Genomic DNA, 19,950 nt, shown 5'->3' on the forward strand with positions numbered 1-19,950 from the left:
GATAAAGCGATGAGTACCAAACCTGTGATTGGGATCAGCGGCTGTTTAACCGGTTCGGCCGTGCGGTTTGACGGCGGGCACAAACGTATGGCCTTTGTGATGGAGGGGCTGGCACAAAGTGTGACCTTCAAACCGGTCTGCCCGGAAATGGCGATTGGTCTGCCTGTTCCCCGGCCCGCCCTGCGCCTGGTTAAACTGGGCGAAGGGGAGATCAGAATGCGTTTCAGCCAGGCGCCCCATGACGACATCACGGAAAAAATGGCCGATTTCGCGACTAACTATGTCTCGGGGCTGGATGGGCTGGCTGGGTTTATCGTTTGTGCTAAATCGCCGAGCTGCGGGATGGAACGTGTCAGGCTGTACGACGTGAAGGGCAATCCTGGCCGCAAAGAAGGCGTGGGGACCTTCACCCAAGTGTTGCTGGAGACATTCCCCTGGCTGCCGGTGGAAGAAGATGGTCGCCTGCACGATCCAATGCTGCGAGAGAACTTTGTGGAGCGCGTTTTTGCGCTGCATGAGCTGAACACGCTGCGGGAAAACGGCCTTAGCCGCCGCGCGTTACTCGATTTCCATAGCCGGTACAAACTTCAGCTGCTGGCACACCATCAGGCGGGCTACCGCGACATTGGGCCTTTCGTCGCCTCGCTGCATCAGTGGGACGATCTGGAGAGCTTCTTTGTGGCCTACCGTGAGAAGCTGATGGCAATCCTTAAAACGCCCGCCTCGCGTAAAAATCACACCAATGTGTTGATGCATATTCAGGGCTATTTTCGTCCAAAGCTGAATACTCGCCAGCGCGGTGAGCTGCGGGATGTGATCCTGCATTATCGCGACGGTTTGTTGCCGATCCTGGCTCCCCTGACGCTGCTGAAACATTATCTGGCGGAATACCCGGATCGCTATCTGCTGACGCAGAACTACTTCAACCCTTATCCGGACTATTTAGCGCTGCGGCTCGGGGTAAATTAACCGACCAGAAGAAGGAGGCCGAACCGCGTTCGGTCTCCGGTTAACGCAGCGGCTGCAGCTCATAAATCCACGCGATGACGGTGCGGCCATCAGGCGTGCTGACCTCGACTTTTACCCGATCGTAACCAGCCTCGAATTCGTCCAGCATTGCCCAGTGCTCACTCAGATTTTGAGAGAGAAACAGGTAGCCGTGAACCTCCGGGCCATTTTTATCCAGCACGATGCCGGGAAAGTCGGCGGCAGCCCCCCAGCCGCGTTCGTAGAAAGTGCCGCGCACATAGCCCGGCAGCCACTCTCCGCCAATGTTTTCCATGATGTGGGCGTTTTCGTGGCCGGGACGAAGCGTGCCGTAGACAAACAGTGATTCCATTATTCCTCAACGCGTAATGCCGCTAAATCAGGAGTAGAGAAGGGAGTTCAACATACGGCGTATTGGGTCGGCTGGCAACGGGAAAGCAGGGGGATTAATTCAAGGGATGCATGCTGATGAAAATCGTCGGCATCCTGGTACTGTTCAGTGGCTGTGTCGTGATAGTGACTCTGTTTATTTAAACCCTGGCCAAGAACATAAACATCACCCGTTGCCGGAGATACTGCTTCCGGTAACATGAACTGACCCCGGAACTGCTGGCAACAATGGATCAATCCTCGTTTACGGTGGAACTGCTGGCCGGAATGAATGATGAAACGCGAATGCTCACCTCTGACCAGCAGGAATATTGTCGCCAGTATCCTGTTAATACCATATATCGTAGCAGCCTTATCAGAGAGAGCGGAACAGTTCGGGCTGCCTACAACGGAAAAAATATCGAAATTTCAGGCGGCAGAAAGGTTAAGGTTAGAAGGTGATAAAGTTGAAAAAATTTGAATTAACGGGAGTTGCTGATGTGGATCATAAATCGTATATAGCGATTGCCCAAGCTTAATCCTTATATAATTATTTCTCACCCACAAGAATTTAGCCTGGGCAATAATCTAATTCGATGTATCTATTGGGACTTGTAAAGGGATAGTAATTACAATTAGTTGTTAGATTTATGATGATCAGGGAGATTGCCATGTCAAAATATCACGAGCCTATATTGCTTCACCCCTCTCTGGTTATCACCAAGCTACAGGGAGACATCTACGTATAAATGGGCAGTGTGGTCAGCAAACCATAGAGGCTATTCGTTGGTATCAGCGTTTGCTGAACATGCATCCATCTGGATTAGTTCATCCAGTGGACAGTGCATTTATGGTGGCGCTTGAGAATGCTGCTCCGGGCTGGCGACCAAGACACCAGCATGGACCATTAAGGGTAATGGAAGGGCAGATCGCTTTTGATGCGGAGGGCGCTGATTATGTTACCGCTGTGGCACCGTTCAGACAGCACCGAACGCCTTACTTTTCGAGGATACTTCACTGGCCGACTGATGTTTCGTCCGGTGTTACTCTGGGGCACGGCTATGATATGGGAAATCGTTCCACTGGCGAAGTCTTTGCAACATTGCGTGGAGCAGGATTGGAAGAGTATAAGGCAAGTCTTTGTTCCAGAGCTGCCGGGCTTAAGGGGAGGCTAGCAGGTGAGTTTGTGAAGGTGTACGGACCATTAGTGGGAGAAATCACCCATCAGCAGCAAATCAGGCTCTTTGAAATTGCGTACAGAGAAAAGCTCGAATATACAAAGGGCGTCTATAGCCGGGTATCACGGTGAATACCTGATGCTCCAACATGGCAAAGTTTTGAACAACGGATAAGAGATGTTCTGGTTGATATATTTTTCCAAGGGGTGGAGAATGCTGAAGCATTATTCAGAGCGGCAATAAAAGGAAAGCCCGCCCTAATTGAACTTATCCGAACATCATCTATTTATATGTCATATGAAAGCAACAGGAAAAGGTTAAGGTATTTGAAATGAAAGAAAAAATATTTTCATTAATAGTGATGATGATGTTTTCCTTGCCTTCCTATGCGGCGTTGTCAACCGGAAATGAAAGAGACGCCTGTTTTAAAGAGCATAAGGAAATTGCTGATGCATATAATTGTCTCTATCAAAAACGGGTAGAGAGTGATAGTCAGTTAGATGTTTTGATATCTGAAACAAGTAAAAAAATTATATCCAACTATGATTATCCCACAGAGAAACCTGATAGTTCAGATGAAACTGTTGGCTCCATATATAATAAATATTTTTTAGATTCTCAGAACGCCTGGATGACTTACAAGAAAAATCTTTGTCTCGGTGTGGCAAGTTCAATCGGGGAGAGGGCACATGACTATCAATCATTTAAAGATCAGTGTGAGATAAACCTGAACAAGCGTCATATAGAAGAACTTCATATCATGGATTTACCTCCTGCCAGGTAAACATACAGGGGAGCATATTCGGGGTCAGGGTCACTACACTGAAAGAGCGTGTTTTATCACGCCTGGCCTTTAGCTCTTTAACCTCTGCCTGTTTCTTTGCATTAGGATCAATGCCCTGAGCAAAGAGTCTTTTAGCTTCATCACGGCGCTGCCTTGCATCAGCATGTGAAACAGCAGGGTAGACACCTATGGAGAAGATTTTTTGCGTCCCGTCGAAGCGGTAAGCCATTTGCCAGTATTTGGAACCTTTAGGGCTAACGCGAAGGGACATACCAAAGCCATCGGTCAGCTTGTATTCCTTATCAAGGGGTTTGGCGTTTTTTACTTAAGTATCAGGAAGTGGCATAACGGCATCCCCCGCTTGTTGGTAAAAACGCAATCAAACTACCATTACCAACATATTTACCAGCAAATAGGTATGGCTTCGGGTGGTTTTTAGTGAACGAGGGTGAACCTGAAGAAGGGGATAACCAGCATAATAGAAATGCAGAAAACAGACGTCAGTGAACGTCTGCTTTCTTAAATATGGCTCCTCTGACTGGACTCGAACCAGTGACATACGGATTAACAGTCCGCCGTTCTACCGACTGAACTACAGAGGAATCGTGTGAACGGGGCGAATATTAGCGTTAGCCAAAAAAACTGTCAACAGCAAAAGTAACGCATTAATTCATATGGTTAAATTTACGCCGCGTTGCTGATTTAATGCACCGTATTTCCGGCGATGCCGGGGGAGTTTTCACGATCAACCAGCCGCTGGAGCGGATCCTGCCCATAAAACTGGCAAAAGCGCTGGTAAAGCGAGGCGAAACGCGGCGTGAAAAGCTGTGGCGCGCTGAAAAAGTATTCGGAAAGCACGGCGAAACATTCTGCCGGATCGGTGGCGGCATAGGCGTCGATGCTGGCGGCATTTTCGCCCACCATGTCGATTTCATCCTGAATGCTGTCCATCGCGGCGTGAAGGTCGTGTTCCCAGCCCGCCACATCCCGCAGAGCAATTAACGGCACGCCGCTGGCGCGATCGCCGTTGCGGCTGTCCAGCTTATGGGCAACTTCGTGAATAATCAGGTTAAAGCCGGAGGCATCGAAGGAGTCCTGCACGTCCAGCCAGTTAAGCACGATAGGGCCCTGCTGCCAGCTTTGCCCGGACTGCACCACGCGCTGGCTGTGCACCAGGCCGAAGTCGTCCTGCCATTCGTCATCCACGATAAACGGCGCAGGGTAAAGCAAGATTTCGTGGAAACCGTCCAGCCATTCAATGCCCAGTTCCAGCACCGGCAGGCAGAACAGGAGCGCGATACGGGCGCACTTCAGGTCATCCAGCTCAAAACCCTGCAGCGGCACCAGCCGTTTTTGCTGTAAAAAACGATCCGCAAGGCCAATCAATTTCTGCTGCTCGGTTTCACTGAGTGATGCCAGCACGGGAATGGCTAACGCTTGCTCCCACGGTAACGCGGGGGCGGCGCTTGAATCGGTTGCTTTCCAGGGCCACTTAATCATGTTACTTGCTCGCAAAGTCATCGTTTGAACTGAAACGAAAGAACCCAGACTGTTAAAATGCCGCATAACCGGGCATGATGGCAACCACCAGAACGGAGAGATGCCGGAGCGGCTGAACGGACCGGTCTCGAAAACCGGAGTAGGGGCAACTCTACCGGGGGTTCAAATCCCCCTCTCTCCGCCACTTATTTCTGCCAGATTTCACTCTTTCCCCTTTTTCTCTGAAGCGGTATTCATCGCTGATGTTTTTACCTGCCCAGAGACCGACCGACACGTTATCACCTGACTCGCCTCCTTGGGTAGCGCTTTGAGACTATGTCATTAATTCTGTGAGCTAAGTCGTGAGAGCAGAGGGAATGACTCTTCACGTGCGGGTGACGCTGCCCTGAACGTCTCTTCCCGCCAGCGCCGCCAGTTTTCCTTCAGCATGGATGGCGCTAACGGTATCTTCTCCTCCAGGACGGTTATCTCTTCAATACGGTCGGCGCGGAAGTGGCGAAAGTCGCTTCGGGTTTCGCACCAGGCGATCAGCAGGCAGTGCTCAAGGTCATAGCCCAGCACAACCGGCCACACCACCCTGGCCGATATTTCGCCTTTGGCTGCCCGGTAGCCTAGCCGCAGCTTTTTACCTTGCCGAATGGCTGCCCTGATGAGGCGAGTGTCTGGCTGCTGCTCGGGCACGATATCCGGCCTGATCGCCACCGCTGAACTTGTGACAGTCTGCGCCAGCCTTTCCGGCAGGGCAGACAGGATTTTCGCCAGCGCATCCCGGGCGTTATTGGCGAGTGTCGCGTCCGGCAGTCTGCTGACAAACTCAGCACCTAACAGCAGCGCTTCCAGTTCATCTGGCGTGAACATCAGGGCGGGCATGTCGTAGTCTGCGCTGAGCGTATATCCGCTCCCGGCTTCGCCTTCGACCGGTACCCGCTGACCGGCCAGGTCGGCGATATCCCGGTAAACCGTGCGTTTTGACACCTCCAGCTCTTCGGCCAGGCGCGCGGCGGTGACCGGGCGGGAGGAACGCCTGAGGATCTGGATCAGCTGAAATAATCTGTCTGCTCGCCGCATTTTTTAATCCTGTTGCCACCACGCTGGCAGCATGCCTGGGGGATGATGCCGCCGGGGCCGCGCCATTCGCCGCCCAAAAGGAGATCATCAATGAAATTTGTGTCTGTTCGCCTGATTGCGCAAAACATGCAGCAAATGGTGTCGTTTTATGAACGCCTGACCGGTGCACAAGCCGACTGGCTGGCTCCGGTTTTCGCCGAAATTATCACGCCGGTGGGGGTTATCGCCATAGGGAGCGCTGAGACCGTCCCGCTCTTTAAAGCGGGCAGTGCGGAGCCCGCCAGCAATCGCTCGGTCATTCTGGAATTTAGGGTGGATGATGTGGACGCGGAGTTTGCCCGGTTAAACGACCATGTTGAGATGGTACATGACCCCAAAGAGATGCCGTGGGGCAACCGTACCATGCAGTTTCGTGACCCGGAAGGTACGCTGGTTTCACTGTACACGCCGGTCACGGAGGCGGCCAAAAAGCGGTTCACGCGCTAAATACAGGCGTGCTTTTTAGCGATCAGGCACGCATCCACTGGCGCAGGTTTTCCAGCATCGCCATGCATTTATGCAGTTGCTCTTCGGCAACAAACTCATCGGGCTTATGCCCTTGATCCATGCTGCCGGGGCCACAAATCAGCGTGGCTATCCCGGCTTCATCAAAAAGTCCGCCTTCGGTACCAAATGCCACGGTGCTGAAGTCATCGCTGCCGCACCACTGTACCAGCCATCGGGCAAATTCCGACTGGGCGTCCGTGAGCAGGCCAGGGTAGTGGCCGAGAGGAGTAAACCGGATGGCGCTTGCCGGGGAAACCTTTTGCATGGCGGGCTCCAGTTTTTGCCGTGCATAGCGCTGAATGTCATCGATTGCCGCCGTGGCCTCGACGCCCGGCAGGTAGCGGATTTCGAAATCAAACTGGCATTCCTGCGGGACAATATTCAGCGCGCTGCCGCCGCGAATGGTGCCAACCTGGAGCGTGCTGAACGGGGGATCAAAACGGGGATCCGTCTTTTGGGTTAGCGCCTCGCGAACTTCACCCAGTTTGCCGATAAGCCGGGCAGCATATTCAATGGCGTTCACGCCCGCTGGTGCATAGGCCGAGTGGCAGGCATGGCCGTGGACCTCGCAGCGCACGGCGATTTTCCCTTTATGCCCGTAAACCGGGCGCATTTCGGTTGGCTCTCCGACAATGCAAAGTGCGGGTTTCTCCGTGGACGCGCGGAGGTGCTCCACCAGGCTGCGCACGCCGAGGCAGCCGACCTCCTCGTCGTAAGAGAAGGCGAGATGCAGGGGCATTCTCAGCGGCTGGGCAAGGAACGCCGGGACGGACGCCAGCACGCAGGCGATAAAACCCTTCATGTCCGCCGCACCGCGCCCGTAGTAGCGGCCATTGCGGTAAGTCATGTCGAAAGGGGGAACGCTCCACTGCTGCCCGTCCACCGGCACCACGTCCGTATGGCCGGACAGCATCACCCCGCCGCCGCCTGCCGGGCCAAGCACCGCATAAAGATTAGCTTTTCGCCCGTCTGCGCTGTGAAACAGCTCCGCACTGATGCCCCATTCGGTGAGGTAATCGTGGATATCCTGGATCAGCACCAGGTTGGACTCGCGGCTGGTGGTGTCTCGCGCCAGCAACTTCTGCAATAAAGGAATCAGTGGGCTATTCATCGCCTGGCACACCGTAGCTGGGGGCTTCTCTCGGGTCGAGCGCGCGAATAAGGTAATCCTGCATTTGCGGTTTATAGGCCAGCCAGAGCGAATGCAGTGCGGCAATCGGGTTGTCGTCAGCCCAGTCCACGCGCAGATCGATAACCGGCCATGCGACGGTGTCCACCACCTTTAACGCCGCCGAATGCACCGGCCCGGCTTCACCGCCTTTTTCCAGCGCCGCGTTAAGGGCGGCCATCAGCCTGTCTGCCAGCGGGCCAGCGCTTTGTTCGAAGCGTTCAACCATGGCGTTGATCGCCAATTTATCGGCCAGCATATTGCCCGCCGCCACGCAGTTATCTCCCTCTACGGCGTGGTAAATGCCCAGCGAATTCACGCCGCTGTGGCAGGCCGTTTTGCCATGACTGTCAATGACTGTCACCTGCCGGTAATCGCTATGCAGATGCTCGCCGACGACAAGCTTGAGGGCGGCTTCGGGGGCAATGCCTTCGCCCAGCTTCGACAGCACCATCTGGCCCAGCGCTGGCAGGGTAATGTTCTGGCTCGATACCGCGCCCACGCCCGGCACCAGCCACGGGCAGCGTGCGCCAACCGCGATACTGGATGAGCTAATGGCGATGCCAAGCTGGCCGGTTTCCCGGCAGCGTGCGGCGATGGAAAAGGTCATTTCTCCCCCTGAATATCGTCCGGGATCACCGCGATAACGTCTATTTCCATCAGCCACTGCGGCTGCCCGAGGGCGGAAACCACCAGCCCGGTAGAAATGGGAAAGACGCCTCTCAGCCACTTGCCGACTTCCTGATACACCGGCTCACGGTAGCGCGGGTCGATGATATACGTCGTGGTTTTGACGATGTGGGAAAGGTCACTCCCGGCTTCCTCCAGCAGTTGCTTCACGTTTTTCATCGCCTGTTCAGCCTGCGCCTGCGGGTCGCCGAGCCCAATCAAATTCCCTTCAAAATCCGTCCCGACCTGGCCGCGCACATACACGGTGTTCCCGGCGCGCACCGCCTGGCAGAGGTCGTTGTTCAGCGACTGGTTAGGGTAAGTCTCTTTGGTGTTAAACATGCGAATACGGGTATGCGTTGGCATGGGTGAATTCCTTATTGGCAAAAAGGTTAGCGCTGAGAAGCGTCAAGGTAGCGACTGTACTTGCGCTGGGTTTCGATGTGGTCGGCGACGTATTTCGCGTCATGCCACACGCCCCAGATAAACGTTGAGCCCCGGCGGGAAAGCCACGGAAGGCCGAGGAAATAGACGCCAGGCTCGCTGGAAACGCCGCGCTGGTGGCGCGGTTTGCCCTGCGCATCAAAAGCGTCCACGTTGAGCCAGCCGTAGTCCGGGGCGTATCCGGTCGCCCAGATAATCGACGTGATGCCCGCTTCGGCCAGATTCAATTCAAGCGTGGGCCGGGTGACGCAAAGGGGATCGGCCGGGAAGAGACGGGCCTGTGGCTCCTCGGGCAGATCGAGCCCGTTGCGGGTAATCCACGCATCGGCGGCGTCCAGCAGGGCCAGGTAACTTTCATCGCCCTGGCGAATGTTGTGCGCCAGGTTGTCTTCAAAAAAGACTTTGCCTCCGGCGAAGCGCTGGGTCAGGCCGACGAGGTGAATGCCCTGGTGTGCGAGAGCCCGGAAATCAACGGTGTGGCCGCCGCGAGCGCCGCTCACCGCAATGGTGACGTGTTCTTTGCCGGGCTGGTTGGCCGCCGCATCCCACAGCCCAAGTACGCCCAGCCACCAGCAAAAGTCCCGGTTACGGTAGGCGCGGGGAGGGCGATCGTGGGCGCCCACGGACAGGTAAACCTGTTTGCCCGCGCGCTGTAGCTCATCGGCAATTTGCACCCCGGAAGAGCCTGCGCCCACCACAAGCACGGCGCCAGCCGGAAGCTGGGCAGGATTTTTGTAGGCAGCAGAGTGAATCTGGTGCAGCCCATCTTCTTCCGGAGCTATGGCCGGGACGACAGGGCGCTGGAAAGGCCCGGTGGCGGCCACAATATGCCTGGCTTCGACAATGCCGTCGCTGGTTTCCACCGTGAAACCCGGCCTGCCGTGATTGCGCGTCACGCTTTTGACTTCCACGCCCGTTTTTACCGGCGCTTCAAATTTACGGGCGTAGTCTTCGAAGTAGTTCGCCACCTCGTCTTTGGGGATAAAGCTGTCGGGGTTGGCGGTATTAAATTCGAGCCCAGGGAAGCGGTCGTGCCAGGCCGGACCGTTGGCGACCAGCGAATCCCAGCGGCCGCTGCGCCAGGCTTCGGCAATGCGGTTTTTCTCCAGCACCAGATGGGGAATGCCGAGGCGCGTCAGGTGCTCGCTCATGGCGACCCCGGCCTGGCCGGCGCCAATCACAAGGGTATCTGTCTGTGTTTTTATTTCGGTCATGTCTGTTTCCTTGGTGCCGGGGAAATAAGATTTAGCGCAGCTTCGCGATGGCACAAGGTTATTAAGCGGCAGACATTCCGTAAAATATTATAAATCTAGGGATAAGGCATAAATAAAGTAGCCTCCACGTACAGGCTATGAATTTCCTGTATTTTAGGGCTGTGAATAACGCTTTGTTTAATCTTCTGCCAGCGCTTCCGGCATCAGCTCAAAGGCGCGGCAGTAATCCATAAATAAACGCGTCGGGCGGGTTGGTTCATTGTTGCGTAAATAAGCCATCACCAGCGTGGACGCCGCCATATCATCAATGATTTCCACCTGCTTAACGCGCTGGCCGTCATAGGTTACGTCGGTGCAGGGGCGGGTCACCAGCACCGAAAATCCCATACCCTGGCCGACCATGCAGCGCACCATTTCAATCGACGGCGAACTCCAGGCCACTGCCGGGTGCAGGCCTTTGTCGGTGAAAATATTCATGAAGTAGCTTTTGCTGGGAATCACGTCCAGCAGGATCATCGGTTCACGGCTGAGTTCTTCGAGCGTCACGGCCCCTTTCTCCGCCAGAGGATGGCCCTCTGGCAGCAGAGCGTAAGGCTTCTGCGGGGCGTTCAGTTTTTCGGTGTGCAGCGCGGGCTCTAACTCCAGATTGTACATAAAGGCAAGGTCGAAGCGCCCGCGGTGCAGCCCGTGAGTCAGCTCATTTTGCTCGCCGTCGTACAGCCGAAGGGTAATTTCAGGGTAAAGCTTTTGAAACCCGGCGATAAGGCGCGGCAAATAAAGCGGGGCCGCGGATTCGAAGCAGCCGATGGCGATGGTGCCGGAAACCAGATCGTTATCTGCTTTGGCATTTTGCTCAAACTGGTATGAAAGCCGCAGCAGTTCGCGGGCTTTTTCATAGAACCGCAGCCCGCCGGGGGTGAGCGAAACGCCCTGCGCGTGATGGCGAATAAAAAATTGCTGCTCAAAGGTGTCTTCCAGGTTTTTGATGGCAATGGAGACGGAAGGCTGGGCGATATGCAGCTGCCTTGAAGCTTCAGCGATGCTCTGCGCCTCCACGACGGTAACAAAGTACTTGAGCTGCTTGAGCGTGAAATGTGTCATGGCGCTAACCCCACTTTTTTATTGTCAATGCCGCCTGGAAGAGAGTTTCAGGCTATACAGTCCATCCGTAGCAAGGCCTGTGCCAGATGCCGTAGTGGTAGACACAAAGGGTAAAAATCATGCCCTGAAAAAATATTTTTATTTTTATTGGCCACGAATTATCCCCAAAAAGTGGCAAGAAAAAATCAAACTGCACTTTTTTGGTGCGGGTGAATATTTAAATGTTTAATTATCTGCCTGAAATATGTCTTTATTGGCTTTCTTTTGGGGAATTAATGTTTTGCGCTTCGCTGGTGCAAAAAAAACGTCTTTGCATTAAAACAATTTTTTATAGAGGTAAGGCATATTTTTCGTCCTTTATCCCGACGCGCTTCTCCTGCAGCATGGCTTCATCGCAAACGCTCATCGAGTGATTATCGTTCTGGCGAATATATTGCAAGGTATTCCCCGGCGCGAAAATCATACGTTGTTTCAGGTGCCGCCGTTTAGGCATCCATAAAAATGATTAACCACCTGCACTGGAGTCATCGCATGTTTACATCCTCACACAGCAAGGCGTTATTTACCTGCATGGCGGCGGCGCTGCCTTTACTGCTCAGCGGCGGGGCTCAGGCTGCCGTGATGACCCCCGGTCAGCTTACGGTAGGCAGCGACATTACTTTCCCGCCTTACGAATACCTCGACGGCAAAACCCCGGCGGGCTTCGATATTGAATTTATCAACGGCGTGGCCGAAGCGATGAAGCTGCAGCCCAATTACGTGGATACCCGCTTCACCAGCCTGATCCCCGGCCTGCAGGCGAAACGCTTCGAGCTGATTGCTTCCGCGCTGTTTATCACCCCGGAGCGCCAGAAGGTGATCGACATGGTGCCTTACCTGAAAACCGGCGAGTCGCTGCTGACGCTGAGCAATGCCAGCTTCAAGCCAACCAAGCCGGAAGAGCTTTGCGGGCATAAAGTCGGGTCGATGCAGGGCACTTACTGGCTGGAAAAACTGCACACCCTGTCGGCGGATTACTGCGTGAAGCAGGGGCTGAAGCCGATTACGGTCAGCGAATTCTCAACCGACCCGCAGACAACCCAGGCGCTGCTTTCCCACGCGGTTGAAGTGCAGATGACCGATGCCGCCGTGGCAAGTCAGGTGGTGGACAAAATGAAAGGGCGGCTGGCGGTGACCTCAACTGAGCTGCTGTACCCGGTGCTGGTGGGGCTTGGGGTAAGTAAAACCAACCCGGAGCTGAAAAAAGCGCTGAACGACGGCATTGCGGCCTTTAAAGCCAGCGGCAAGTACTCGGCCTTAGTGAAAAAGTATCACCTGGCGGAGCCGTCCGAAGCCGAAATTCAGGCCAGCAGTTTGTAATCATTACCGCCAGGGAGTACAGATATGTCGTTTGACTGGAACTATTTATTCAGCCTGTTTAGCAACGCTGATTTTTGGCAGGCAACCTGGACCGTGATTAAGCTGAGCCTGCTGAGCTGGGTCATCAGCATTGGGTTTGGCTTTCTTCTGGCGCTGGGCAAACAGGCGGCGTCTCCCTGGCTCTCTTTACCGGCGCGGGCTTATATCTGGCTGTTTCGCAGCCTGCCGCTGCTGGTGCTGCTGATTTTTGTCTACAACCTGCCTCAGGCGCTGCCCGGCAGCTCGGCCTTGTTAAGCGACCCGTTCTGGGCCGGGCTTATCGCGCTGGTGCTGAGTGAAACGGCCTACATTGCCGAGATTCACCGCGGTGGCCTGCTGGCTATCCCGCGCGGGCAGCGTGAGGCCGCCCATGCCCTGGGGCTGCGCTACGCCGGTATTCAGTGGCTGGTTATCGTGCCGCAGGCGCTGCGGGTGGCGCTGCCGTCGCTGGCGAACGAATACATCTCCATCGTGAAGCTTAGCTCGCTGGTTTCGGTGATTTCACTGACCGAGATCCTGATGGTTGGGCAGCGGCTTTACTCGCAAAACTTCCTGGTGATGGAGACCATGGCGGCGGTGGCTTTCTATTATGTGTTTATCGTGACCGTTTTTGATTTCCTGCTGAAGCTGCTGGAAAAACGGCTGGATGTCACCCAGCGCAAAACCGCACGCCTGCCGGAAGCCGAACTGGAAGCGATGGCGGCACAGGAAAGCGGGCAGGTTGCTCGCCCGGCGCTGGCTGCGGATATTCCCGCCCTGCAGGCCCACAAGCTGCACAAAGCGTATAACAACGTGGAAGTGCTTGGCGCAGTGAACCTGGATATTAAACCCGGCGAAGTGGTGTCTGTTATTGGCCCGTCTGGCTCCGGCAAAACCACACTTATCCGCCTGCTGAACGGCCTCGAACAGCTGGATAACGGCGAGATCCTGATTAACGGCCAGCCGTTTATTCGCCTGGAAAAACACGGGGCCCAGAAGCCGCAGTACGTGGAAAACGCCGCGCACCGGCTGAACATCGGCATGGTGTTCCAGGGCTTTAACCTGTTCCCGCACTTAACGGTGATGAAAAACCTGATGCTGGCCCCGCACTACCATCGCCTGGCGACGGATGCAGAGCTGAAGCGCGAGGCCTGCGTATTGCTGCGTAAAGTCGGCATGCTCGAGCACGCCCACAAATACCCGCACCAGCTTTCCGGCGGGCAGCAACAGAGGGTCGCTATCGCCCGGGCTTTAATGATGCGTCCGCAAATCATGCTGTTTGATGAGCCGACCTCGGCGCTGGATCCTGAAAAGGTGAATGAGGTGCTGCAGGTGATTGAGAACCTGGCGGAGGAGGGTATCACAATGGTGATCGTCACCCACGAGATGAACTTTGCGTTCAGCGTGTCGGACAGAATCGTGTTTATGGAAAAAGGGCGAGTCGTTTGCGATGACTCCCCTCAGGCGCTGCGCAGCGGAGAAAACCCGCGCATTACCGAATTCCTGAAAGACGTTAACCTGGCGCCTGCGTTGGCCTAAAAAACGGGCTGCGGTAACATTCCTCTGCCGCAGCCCGGGTGGATTAAATCTCTATTACCTTCACGCCGGAACTGCGCGCCATTTTCACGCACTCCGCCGTATCTTCTCCTCCAGGGAAAGCCAGCAGCACGTCAGGGCGGCTGTCCTCCAACATAAACAGATTGCGGCGGGTTTCCGCGTATTTGCCGTGCAGCGCCCAGTTGGCCGGGTAGCGAATGACGTGCACGTCGGTGCCGCGTGCCCAGGTTTCAATGGCGCCGCCGAGCGACTGATGTCCCCCGTGGATCAGCACATTCATTGTCTGCGTGCTGGCATACAAATCCAGCACGCGGGTGAGGGTGTGGGTATCGGCATAAAACCGACCTGCGCAGATTAAAACTCTCACTTTTCTGTACCTTAACGTTGCTTTCCTTGAAAAGATGCTTCGTCCACCTTACGGCGGTTATTGTTTTTTAAGCGTCCGGCGGCGTTTCGATAAAGCGCAGCGACTTATCGCCCAGACGGTCAATCACCGGGTAGGCCACGGCCGCGATGTGGTGATGTACGCGGCGGTAGTCCCGTAGCACTCGCTGGAAAATGTCGCCGGATTCCGCCCAGGCATTTTTGTCCTCTCGCAGTTTTTTAAAGTGCTCGCGGCTGGCGGATGCCTCGAGCTGACGAATGGTTTCCTTGCGCTGCACCAGCTGATGGGCAGCGGATAAATCTTCACGCATAAACGCGGCGATGCCGAGACGCAGGCTGGTGAGGATCTCCGCGTGCAGCAGGCGAATATTGTGTAATTCAAAGTCGCTGAACAGTTCTCCCCGGCGCGCGCGGCGCGTAGCTAACTGGGTCAGATTGCTGGAAAGAATGTCCCCCGCATGCTCGAAGTTGATGATGAACATCAGGATCTCCTGGGCGCGATCGGCATCCGCGTCATTCAGCCCGTCATGGCTGATATCGGCCAGGTAAGCACGCACCGCCGCGCTGAGCAGATCCACCGACTGATCAAGTTGGCGAATCTCATCGGCGGCCTGCTTTTCCTGGGTGACAAACAGCACCAGCAGGCGATCCAGCATGATGGTCAGCATGTCGGCGGCGCGCAGCGATTCGCGGACTGAGTTAGACAGGCCGATGTAAGCCACTTCGAGGCCGGCATCGTCCAGATACATCGGCATTCCTGGGTCGCCCACGCGCTCTTCTTCCGGGAACACGCGTTCCAGGAAGCGAGCCATCGGCGCGGTCAGGCCGATAAACAGCAGCGCGAGCACGGCGCTAAACATCGTGTGGAACCACACCACCAGCTGAGGTGTGCTCAGCCCGGACTTCTGCGCGAGATCCGTCAGCAGCGGGAGCATTAGCAGCCCCAGCGCACAGCCGACCAGCCGGACAATCAGGTTGCCCACCGGCAGGCGGCGAGCCACGGCGGAGCCCGCGTTCAGCACCGGCGGAAGCGCGCCGCCGATATTAGCCCCCATGACCAGGATCAGCGCTGTTTCTGGCCCCATCGCGCCGGTGGCGGCGAGGGAAGCGATCAGCAAAATGATCGCCACGCTGGAGTGGCACAGCAGGGTGAGGATCGCGGCTACCAGCAGGGCAATTAATATGTCCCCCTGCAGCCCCTGCATCACGGCGTGAAACACCGGCGTGACTTCGATTTCCGCCAGCGTGCCGCTCAGTAAATGCAGGGCAAGCAGCATCAGGCCGAGACCAATCAGGGCGCAGCCCACGCTCTCAAAGTTGGAATGGTCGCGCAGCTTAAAGACCACGAACCCGGCCAGCAGAAGCAGCGGGATGGCCATTTCCATGTTAAAGCTCATCAGCTGTACCACCAGCGTGGAGCCGATGTTGGCGCCGAGCATTACCGCCAGGGCAGGGGCAAGGCTCAGCGTCCCGGCGGCGGTAAACGACGTCGCCATCATGCTTACCGCGGTGCTGCTTTGCAGAACGCCGGTAATGCCGATCCCGGCGAGCAGAGCCGTCCAGCGGTTGGTCAGGTGACGTCCCATCCAGTTACGCAGCGGCGTGCCGAAGCCGCGCTGCAGCGCAGTAGAGATCATATGGCTGCCCCAGAGCAGCAAAGCGATGGCGCCAGCCAGGTTAATTAACAGAGTAGTTCCGGACATATTCAATTCCCCCTCTTCAGGGCGGGTGGTGTAACAAAACGCAGTAACCTGATCGAAAAACGATGTATGGCGCTGGCGAGGTTCAGTAACGCTTTCGCGTGTCGATAGTTGATTTTCCCTCCGGCGAACCAGGCCAGGGCGCGGACGCGAAGGGTGCGGGTTATTTTCATTAAAAATAAGACAACCAGTGCGATGGTCTTATTTTTAATCAGGAAAATAATGGAAGATTGCTTTTCCATAATGCTTTCCAGCTTGTGTTGCCTGTCGTTTAAAGCGCCGCCGAAACGGCGCTTTATTACCGTACTTAACGCAGCGTTAGTGCCACTGCTTGAAGCGACGCATGTAGAACGTTTTCATGCCCTGAGCCACGCAGCAGTAGGCGAGCAGGGTAGCCACCAGCCACGGGAAGTACTGCCACGGCAGCGCCTGCAGCCCAACCAACGGCCCGAGCGGAGAGAACGGCACGTAAATCCCAATCGCCATAATCAGCCCGGTCATCATGAGTACCGGCCAGGCGGCGGTGCTCTGAATGAACGGAATTTTCTGGGTACGCAGCATGTGCACCACCAGCGTCTGCGACAGCAGGCCTTCAACGAACCAGCCGGACTGGAACAGGGTCTGCATGTGCTCGCTGTTGGCGCTGAACACAAACCACATCAGCGCGAAGGTGGTCATGTCAAAAATGGACGACGTCGGACCAATCCAGACCATGAAGCGACCAATGTTTTTGGCATCCCACTTGCGCGGCTTGCTCAGGAACTCTTTGTCCGTTTTGTCCCACGGTAGCGCGAGCTGGGAGATGTCGTACATCAGGTTTTGCAGCAGCAGCTGGATCGCAAGCATCGGCAGGAACGGGATGAATGCGCTGGCGACCAGCACCGAGAACACGTTGCCGAAGTTGGAGCTGGCGGTCATGTTCAGGTACTTCATGATGTTGCCAAAGGTCTCGCGGCCTTTGATCACGCCTTCTTCCAGCACCATCAGGCTCTTTTCCAGCAGGATGATGTCGGCGGATTCCTTGGCGATATCGGTGCCGCTGTCGACCGAGATACCGACGTCGGCATCGCGCAGGGCAGGGGCATCGTTAATCCCGTCGCCCAGGAAGCCCACGGTATGGCCATTGGCCTGCAACGCCTTCAGCACGCGAGATTTTTGCAGCGGCGTCAGCTTGGCAAACACGGTGCGCTCTTCCACCAGCTGCTGGAGGGAGGCGTCGCTCAGTTGCTCAATCTGCGGGCCGAGTACCGGCTCGCCCGGCTCCAGCCCGACCTGGCGGCAGATGCGGGTGGTGACGATGGCGTTATCGCCGGTCAGCACTTTTACCGCCACGCCAATGTCCATCAGGGCGGCGATCGCCGGGCCCGCGCTCTCCTTCGGTGGATCGAGGAAGGTGAGGAAGCCGCGGATAATCAGGTCATGCTCATCGTCGGTGCCGTACTGTTTTTTCGCCTCGGCTTTAGGAATATCGCGAGTGGCCACCACCAGCACGCGGAAACCATCTTTGTTGTAGTCATTGGTCATTGCCAGCATCGCGTCACGACGCTGATTATCCAGCGCGACCACCTTACCGTTCTCTTCCATGTGGGTGGCAATGCTCAGCATCTCTTCCACGGCGCCTTTGCACACCAGCAGGTGATTGCTCTGGCTGTCTTTCACCACAATCGACAGGCGGCGGCGGACGAAATCAAACGGCATCTCGTCAACTTTGCTGTAGCCCTGCGGCTTGACGAAGTTGGGCTCATTGTCAGAGAAGTAAATGACTGCCTGATCCATCAGGTTTTTGATGCCGCTTTGGTGGTAGCTGTTCAGCCAGGCCAGCCCCAGCACGGACTCGTTTTTCTGGCCGTTGGTGCCCACGTGGTGCTCGAGGATGATCTTATCCTGCGTCAGCGTCCCGGTTTTGTCGGTGCACAGCACGTCCATTGCGCCCAGGTTCTGAATAGCGTTCAGGCGCTTAACCACCACTTTACGCTTCGCCATAGCCACCGCGCCTTTGGCGAGGTTGGCGCTGACGATCATCGGCAGCATTTCAGGCGTTAACCCCACGGCGACCGCCAGGGCAAACAGCAGGGCATCCCACCATTCGCCTTTCAGCAGGCCGTTAATCAGAAACACCACCGGCACCATCACCAGCATAAAGCGGATCAGCAGCCAGCTGACGCTGTTCACGCCGCGGTCGAAGGCCGTTTGTGCGCGGCTGCCGACAATCGCTTTAGCCAGTGAGCCAAAGTAAGTCCGTGGCCCGGTCGCCACCACCACCGCCTGCGCGGTACCGCTGACTACGTTGGTGCCCATAAAGCAGATGTTCGGGATATCCAGCAGGTTTTCGCTGTCGACAGCCTTATCGTGTGCGGACTTTTGCGCCACGTCGCCCAGGGTGTCGTATTTCTCAATCGGCAGCGCTTCACCGGTCAGCACGGCCTGGCTGATAAACAGGTCACGGGACTCAATGAGGCGCACGTCTGCCGGGATCATGTCCCCCGCATAGAGCTGCACGATGTCGCCCACGACCAGTTCGCGCATCGGAATTTCACGCGGGGTTCCTTTTTGCCCCGCGTGTTCACGACGCACAACCGTGGCGGTGGTGCGAACCATTGCTTTCAGCGCCTCGGCAGACTTCGCCGAACGGTGTTCCTGCCAGAAACGCACCAGGCCGCTAAGCGCCACCATGGTGCCGATGATAATCACCGTCGTCAGGTCACCGTCTTCGCCGTGGCTGGTGGGCAGCCAGTAATCGGTAAAGAAGCTGATCCCGGCGAGAATGCCGAGCACATAGATAAACGGGTTGTTAAATGCCATCAGCAACTGAACCAGCGCGTGAGGCGGCTTGTCATGGGCAACTTCGTTCAGGCCATCCCGCTCCAGCCGGGCGCTGGCGTGGGCTTCCTGCAGCCCTTCCCGGGTGGTGTTCAGGTTGACCAGGGTTTCTGCGATGCCGTTTTTGGCTTCCTGGGCGGCACGCATAGACAGCGTGCTTTTTTTATTACGGTTCTTGGTTTGTACAGTCATGGTGGTGCTCCTGTCGCCGGACGGCAGCGGGCTGTTTTACGGTGAATGCCAGATTAAGGGCAGCCGAAAATAGCCCGATACGGTATGAACGATCGGTTTTAAATTAATTTCGCACAGGGTTTCTCGCTATTTATTTATTAAAAATAAACAGGTGAGAAATTTATATTTTATTTTCTTTGGACATGTTTATTCCCGCTGATAAATATGCCGGAAGGCATCAGCGAATAAACAGGTACCAGCAGTGACGTAACTCAGCCTGGCGCACGGAAGCGGGCTGCGGCATAGCGCGCAGACTCGCCCGACGGCGTAACGGCTGAATCAGGCTACGAAGGGTCGACTTTGTGGGTCTTCGCCATCAGAGAAGCTGCAACGACGCTCCAGCTGGCCGGTGACAGGACTGACACGCCAGTTAGTGATACGTTGATTCAACTCACTGATTTTCGAAGAGAAAATTGAGTTTGACTGTTTTTTGCGTGCGGACAACACCCGATCGCGGGGCGGCCGGACACGCAGCGTTGATGTCACTGTTTTGACACCAGGAAAAAGGGTAGATTTGAAGTTCATAACACACCTCGGGACCGTGAAAACCCTGGTCGAGGTGGGACAACACGAGAGCATCAGGCTCCGGCGAGACACACCAAAACGAAGAAGTGATCACAATCGATTTCATGTTTACTTTCCCGAACCGCCATTAAGGCCATGTTCGGGCAGCTACTAAATTCAGTATCCATTAGTCTCTTATGTCAGGTTAGGAAAGGCCGCAACTTCGGCTCGTGAAATCTACCCATGAGCAGTACCATTGTCAACCCGCGAGTGGAAATTAAATGTGTTCGTTTATATTTCAGTGAGGGAATATTGAGGGAGGAGAATAAAGGGTATTTTTATCTCACTC

The 19,950-nt window shown here is 55.6% G+C and carries 20 protein-coding genes, 2 tRNA genes and 1 pseudogene; 8 read left to right on the forward strand and 15 right to left on the reverse strand.

The window, feature by feature from the left end; genetic code table 11:
* Positions 1 to 9 precede the first annotated feature (9 nt).
* On the forward strand, positions 10 to 969 hold the full coding sequence (locus F3J29_RS03485) for a YbgA family protein (RefSeq protein ID WP_166863055.1): 960 nt from the start codon (positions 10 to 12) through the stop codon (positions 967 to 969).
* 40 nt (positions 970 to 1,009) lie between these two features.
* Here the strand turns inward: F3J29_RS03485 and F3J29_RS03490 are convergent, their stop codons facing one another.
* On the reverse strand, positions 1,010 to 1,339 hold the full coding sequence (locus F3J29_RS03490; protein WP_166863058.1) for a gamma-glutamylcyclotransferase family protein: 330 nt from the start codon (positions 1,337 to 1,339) through the stop codon (positions 1,010 to 1,012).
* An 852-nt stretch (positions 1,340 to 2,191) separates the two neighbouring features.
* Here F3J29_RS03490 and F3J29_RS03495 point away from each other — a divergent pair.
* Together F3J29_RS03495 and F3J29_RS03500 are read left to right on the forward strand one after the other, a co-directional pair.
* Positions 2,192 to 2,665 (forward strand): DUF8812 domain-containing protein, encoded by a 474-nt coding sequence (locus tag F3J29_RS03495; protein WP_166863060.1) that lies wholly within the window; start codon positions 2,192 to 2,194, stop codon positions 2,663 to 2,665.
* Between the two features lie 200 nt (positions 2,666 to 2,865).
* Positions 2,866 to 3,318: a lysozyme inhibitor LprI family protein gene (locus F3J29_RS03500; RefSeq protein WP_166863062.1), complete on the forward strand. Its 453-nt coding sequence runs from the start codon at positions 2,866 to 2,868 to the stop codon at positions 3,316 to 3,318.
* A 31-nt stretch (positions 3,319 to 3,349) separates the two neighbouring features.
* On the opposite strand, the pseudogene F3J29_RS03505 reads toward F3J29_RS03500, so the two are convergent.
* From F3J29_RS03505 to mtfA, 3 genes and pseudogenes are all read right to left on the reverse strand, one after another.
* A pseudogene (locus F3J29_RS03505) lies at positions 3,350 to 3,664 on the reverse strand (Arm DNA-binding domain-containing protein); the annotation flags it as partial.
* A 180-nt stretch (positions 3,665 to 3,844) separates the two neighbouring features.
* A tRNA-Asn gene (locus F3J29_RS03510) sits at positions 3,845 to 3,920 on the reverse strand.
* 100 nt (positions 3,921 to 4,020) lie between these two features.
* Positions 4,021 to 4,818: a DgsA anti-repressor MtfA gene (gene mtfA, locus F3J29_RS03515; protein ID WP_166863064.1), complete on the reverse strand. Its 798-nt coding sequence runs from the start codon at positions 4,816 to 4,818 to the stop codon at positions 4,021 to 4,023.
* A 94-nt stretch (positions 4,819 to 4,912) separates the two neighbouring features.
* Here mtfA and F3J29_RS03520 point away from each other — a divergent pair.
* A tRNA-Ser gene (locus tag F3J29_RS03520) sits at positions 4,913 to 5,002 on the forward strand.
* Between the two features lie 137 nt (positions 5,003 to 5,139).
* Here the strand turns inward: F3J29_RS03520 and F3J29_RS03525 are convergent.
* On the reverse strand, positions 5,140 to 5,886 hold the full coding sequence (locus tag F3J29_RS03525) for a helix-turn-helix transcriptional regulator (protein WP_166863066.1): 747 nt from the start codon (positions 5,884 to 5,886) through the stop codon (positions 5,140 to 5,142).
* Positions 5,887 to 5,976: 90 nt separating this feature from the next.
* On the opposite strand from F3J29_RS03525, the gene F3J29_RS03530 reads away from it, so the two are divergent.
* Positions 5,977 to 6,372 carry a VOC family protein gene (locus F3J29_RS03530; protein ID WP_166863068.1) on the forward strand — a complete coding sequence of 132 codons (396 nt, stop codon included), beginning with the start codon at positions 5,977 to 5,979 and terminating at the stop codon, positions 6,370 to 6,372.
* A gap of 22 nt (positions 6,373 to 6,394) precedes the next feature.
* On the opposite strand, the gene argE is transcribed toward F3J29_RS03530, so the two are convergent.
* The 5 genes from argE to F3J29_RS03555 all read right to left on the reverse strand — a co-directional run bounded on the left by argE (position 6,395) and on the right by F3J29_RS03555 (position 11,028).
* Entirely contained in the window at positions 6,395 to 7,543 is a 1,149-nt protein-coding gene (gene argE, locus F3J29_RS03535; RefSeq protein WP_166863070.1) for an acetylornithine deacetylase, read from the reverse strand.
* A complete protein-coding gene (locus F3J29_RS03540; RefSeq protein ID WP_166863071.1) occupies positions 7,536 to 8,210 on the reverse strand; it encodes a DUF1028 domain-containing protein in 675 nt (224 codons plus the stop codon). Before F3J29_RS03540 ends, argE begins: the two co-directional genes overlap by 8 nt.
* On the reverse strand, positions 8,207 to 8,635 hold the full coding sequence (locus F3J29_RS03545; RefSeq protein ID WP_166863073.1) for a RidA family protein: 429 nt from the start codon (positions 8,633 to 8,635) through the stop codon (positions 8,207 to 8,209). The genes F3J29_RS03540 and F3J29_RS03545 overlap by 4 nt, the downstream gene beginning before the upstream one ends.
* Positions 8,636 to 8,661: 26 nt before the next feature.
* Positions 8,662 to 9,927, reverse strand: a complete 1,266-nt coding sequence (locus F3J29_RS03550) for a flavin-containing monooxygenase (RefSeq protein ID WP_166863075.1) — start codon at positions 9,925 to 9,927, stop codon at positions 8,662 to 8,664.
* Between the two features lie 177 nt (positions 9,928 to 10,104).
* Positions 10,105 to 11,028, reverse strand: a complete 924-nt coding sequence (locus F3J29_RS03555) for a LysR family transcriptional regulator (protein WP_166863078.1) — start codon at positions 11,026 to 11,028, stop codon at positions 10,105 to 10,107.
* Here F3J29_RS03555 and F3J29_RS03560 point away from each other — a divergent pair.
* Entirely contained in the window at positions 11,027 to 11,257 is a 231-nt protein-coding gene (locus tag F3J29_RS03560) for a hypothetical protein (protein ID WP_166863080.1), read from the forward strand. The two genes, F3J29_RS03555 and F3J29_RS03560, sit on opposite strands and share 2 nt — an antisense overlap.
* 99 nt (positions 11,258 to 11,356) lie before the next feature.
* On the opposite strand, the gene F3J29_RS22685 is transcribed toward F3J29_RS03560, so the two are convergent.
* Entirely contained in the window at positions 11,357 to 11,491 is a 135-nt protein-coding gene (locus F3J29_RS22685) for a hypothetical protein (protein WP_286175128.1), read from the reverse strand.
* 68 nt (positions 11,492 to 11,559) lie between these two features.
* Between F3J29_RS22685 and F3J29_RS03565 the strand changes: the two genes are divergently transcribed.
* Both F3J29_RS03565 and F3J29_RS03570 read left to right on the forward strand, forming a co-directional pair.
* On the forward strand, positions 11,560 to 12,387 hold the full coding sequence (locus tag F3J29_RS03565; protein WP_205246630.1) for an ABC transporter substrate-binding protein: 828 nt from the start codon (positions 11,560 to 11,562) through the stop codon (positions 12,385 to 12,387).
* A 24-nt stretch (positions 12,388 to 12,411) separates the two neighbouring features.
* Entirely contained in the window at positions 12,412 to 13,944 is a 1,533-nt protein-coding gene (locus tag F3J29_RS03570) for an amino acid ABC transporter permease/ATP-binding protein (protein WP_166863082.1), read from the forward strand.
* 43 nt (positions 13,945 to 13,987) lie between these two features.
* On the opposite strand, the gene F3J29_RS03575 is transcribed toward F3J29_RS03570, so the two are convergent.
* The 4 genes from F3J29_RS03575 to mgtA form a co-directional block, all read right to left on the reverse strand.
* Positions 13,988 to 14,329: a DUF2493 domain-containing protein gene (locus F3J29_RS03575; protein WP_166863084.1), complete on the reverse strand. Its 342-nt coding sequence runs from the start codon at positions 14,327 to 14,329 to the stop codon at positions 13,988 to 13,990.
* Between the two features lie 67 nt (positions 14,330 to 14,396).
* A complete protein-coding gene (locus F3J29_RS03580; RefSeq protein WP_166863086.1) occupies positions 14,397 to 16,049 on the reverse strand; it encodes a Na/Pi cotransporter family protein in 1,653 nt (550 codons plus the stop codon).
* A 2-nt stretch (positions 16,050 to 16,051) separates the two neighbouring features.
* Positions 16,052 to 16,288: a hypothetical protein gene (locus F3J29_RS03585; protein WP_166863088.1), complete on the reverse strand. Its 237-nt coding sequence runs from the start codon at positions 16,286 to 16,288 to the stop codon at positions 16,052 to 16,054.
* A gap of 76 nt (positions 16,289 to 16,364) precedes the next feature.
* On the reverse strand, positions 16,365 to 19,058 hold the full coding sequence (gene mgtA / locus F3J29_RS03590) for a magnesium-translocating P-type ATPase (RefSeq protein ID WP_166863090.1): 2,694 nt from the start codon (positions 19,056 to 19,058) through the stop codon (positions 16,365 to 16,367).
* Positions 19,059 to 19,950: the final 892 nt, after the last annotated feature.

The sequence above is a fragment of the Enterobacter sp. Cy-643 genome, assembly GCF_011752815.1.
In the GTDB taxonomy this organism is placed as follows: Bacteria; Pseudomonadota; Gammaproteobacteria; order Enterobacterales; family Enterobacteriaceae; genus Cedecea.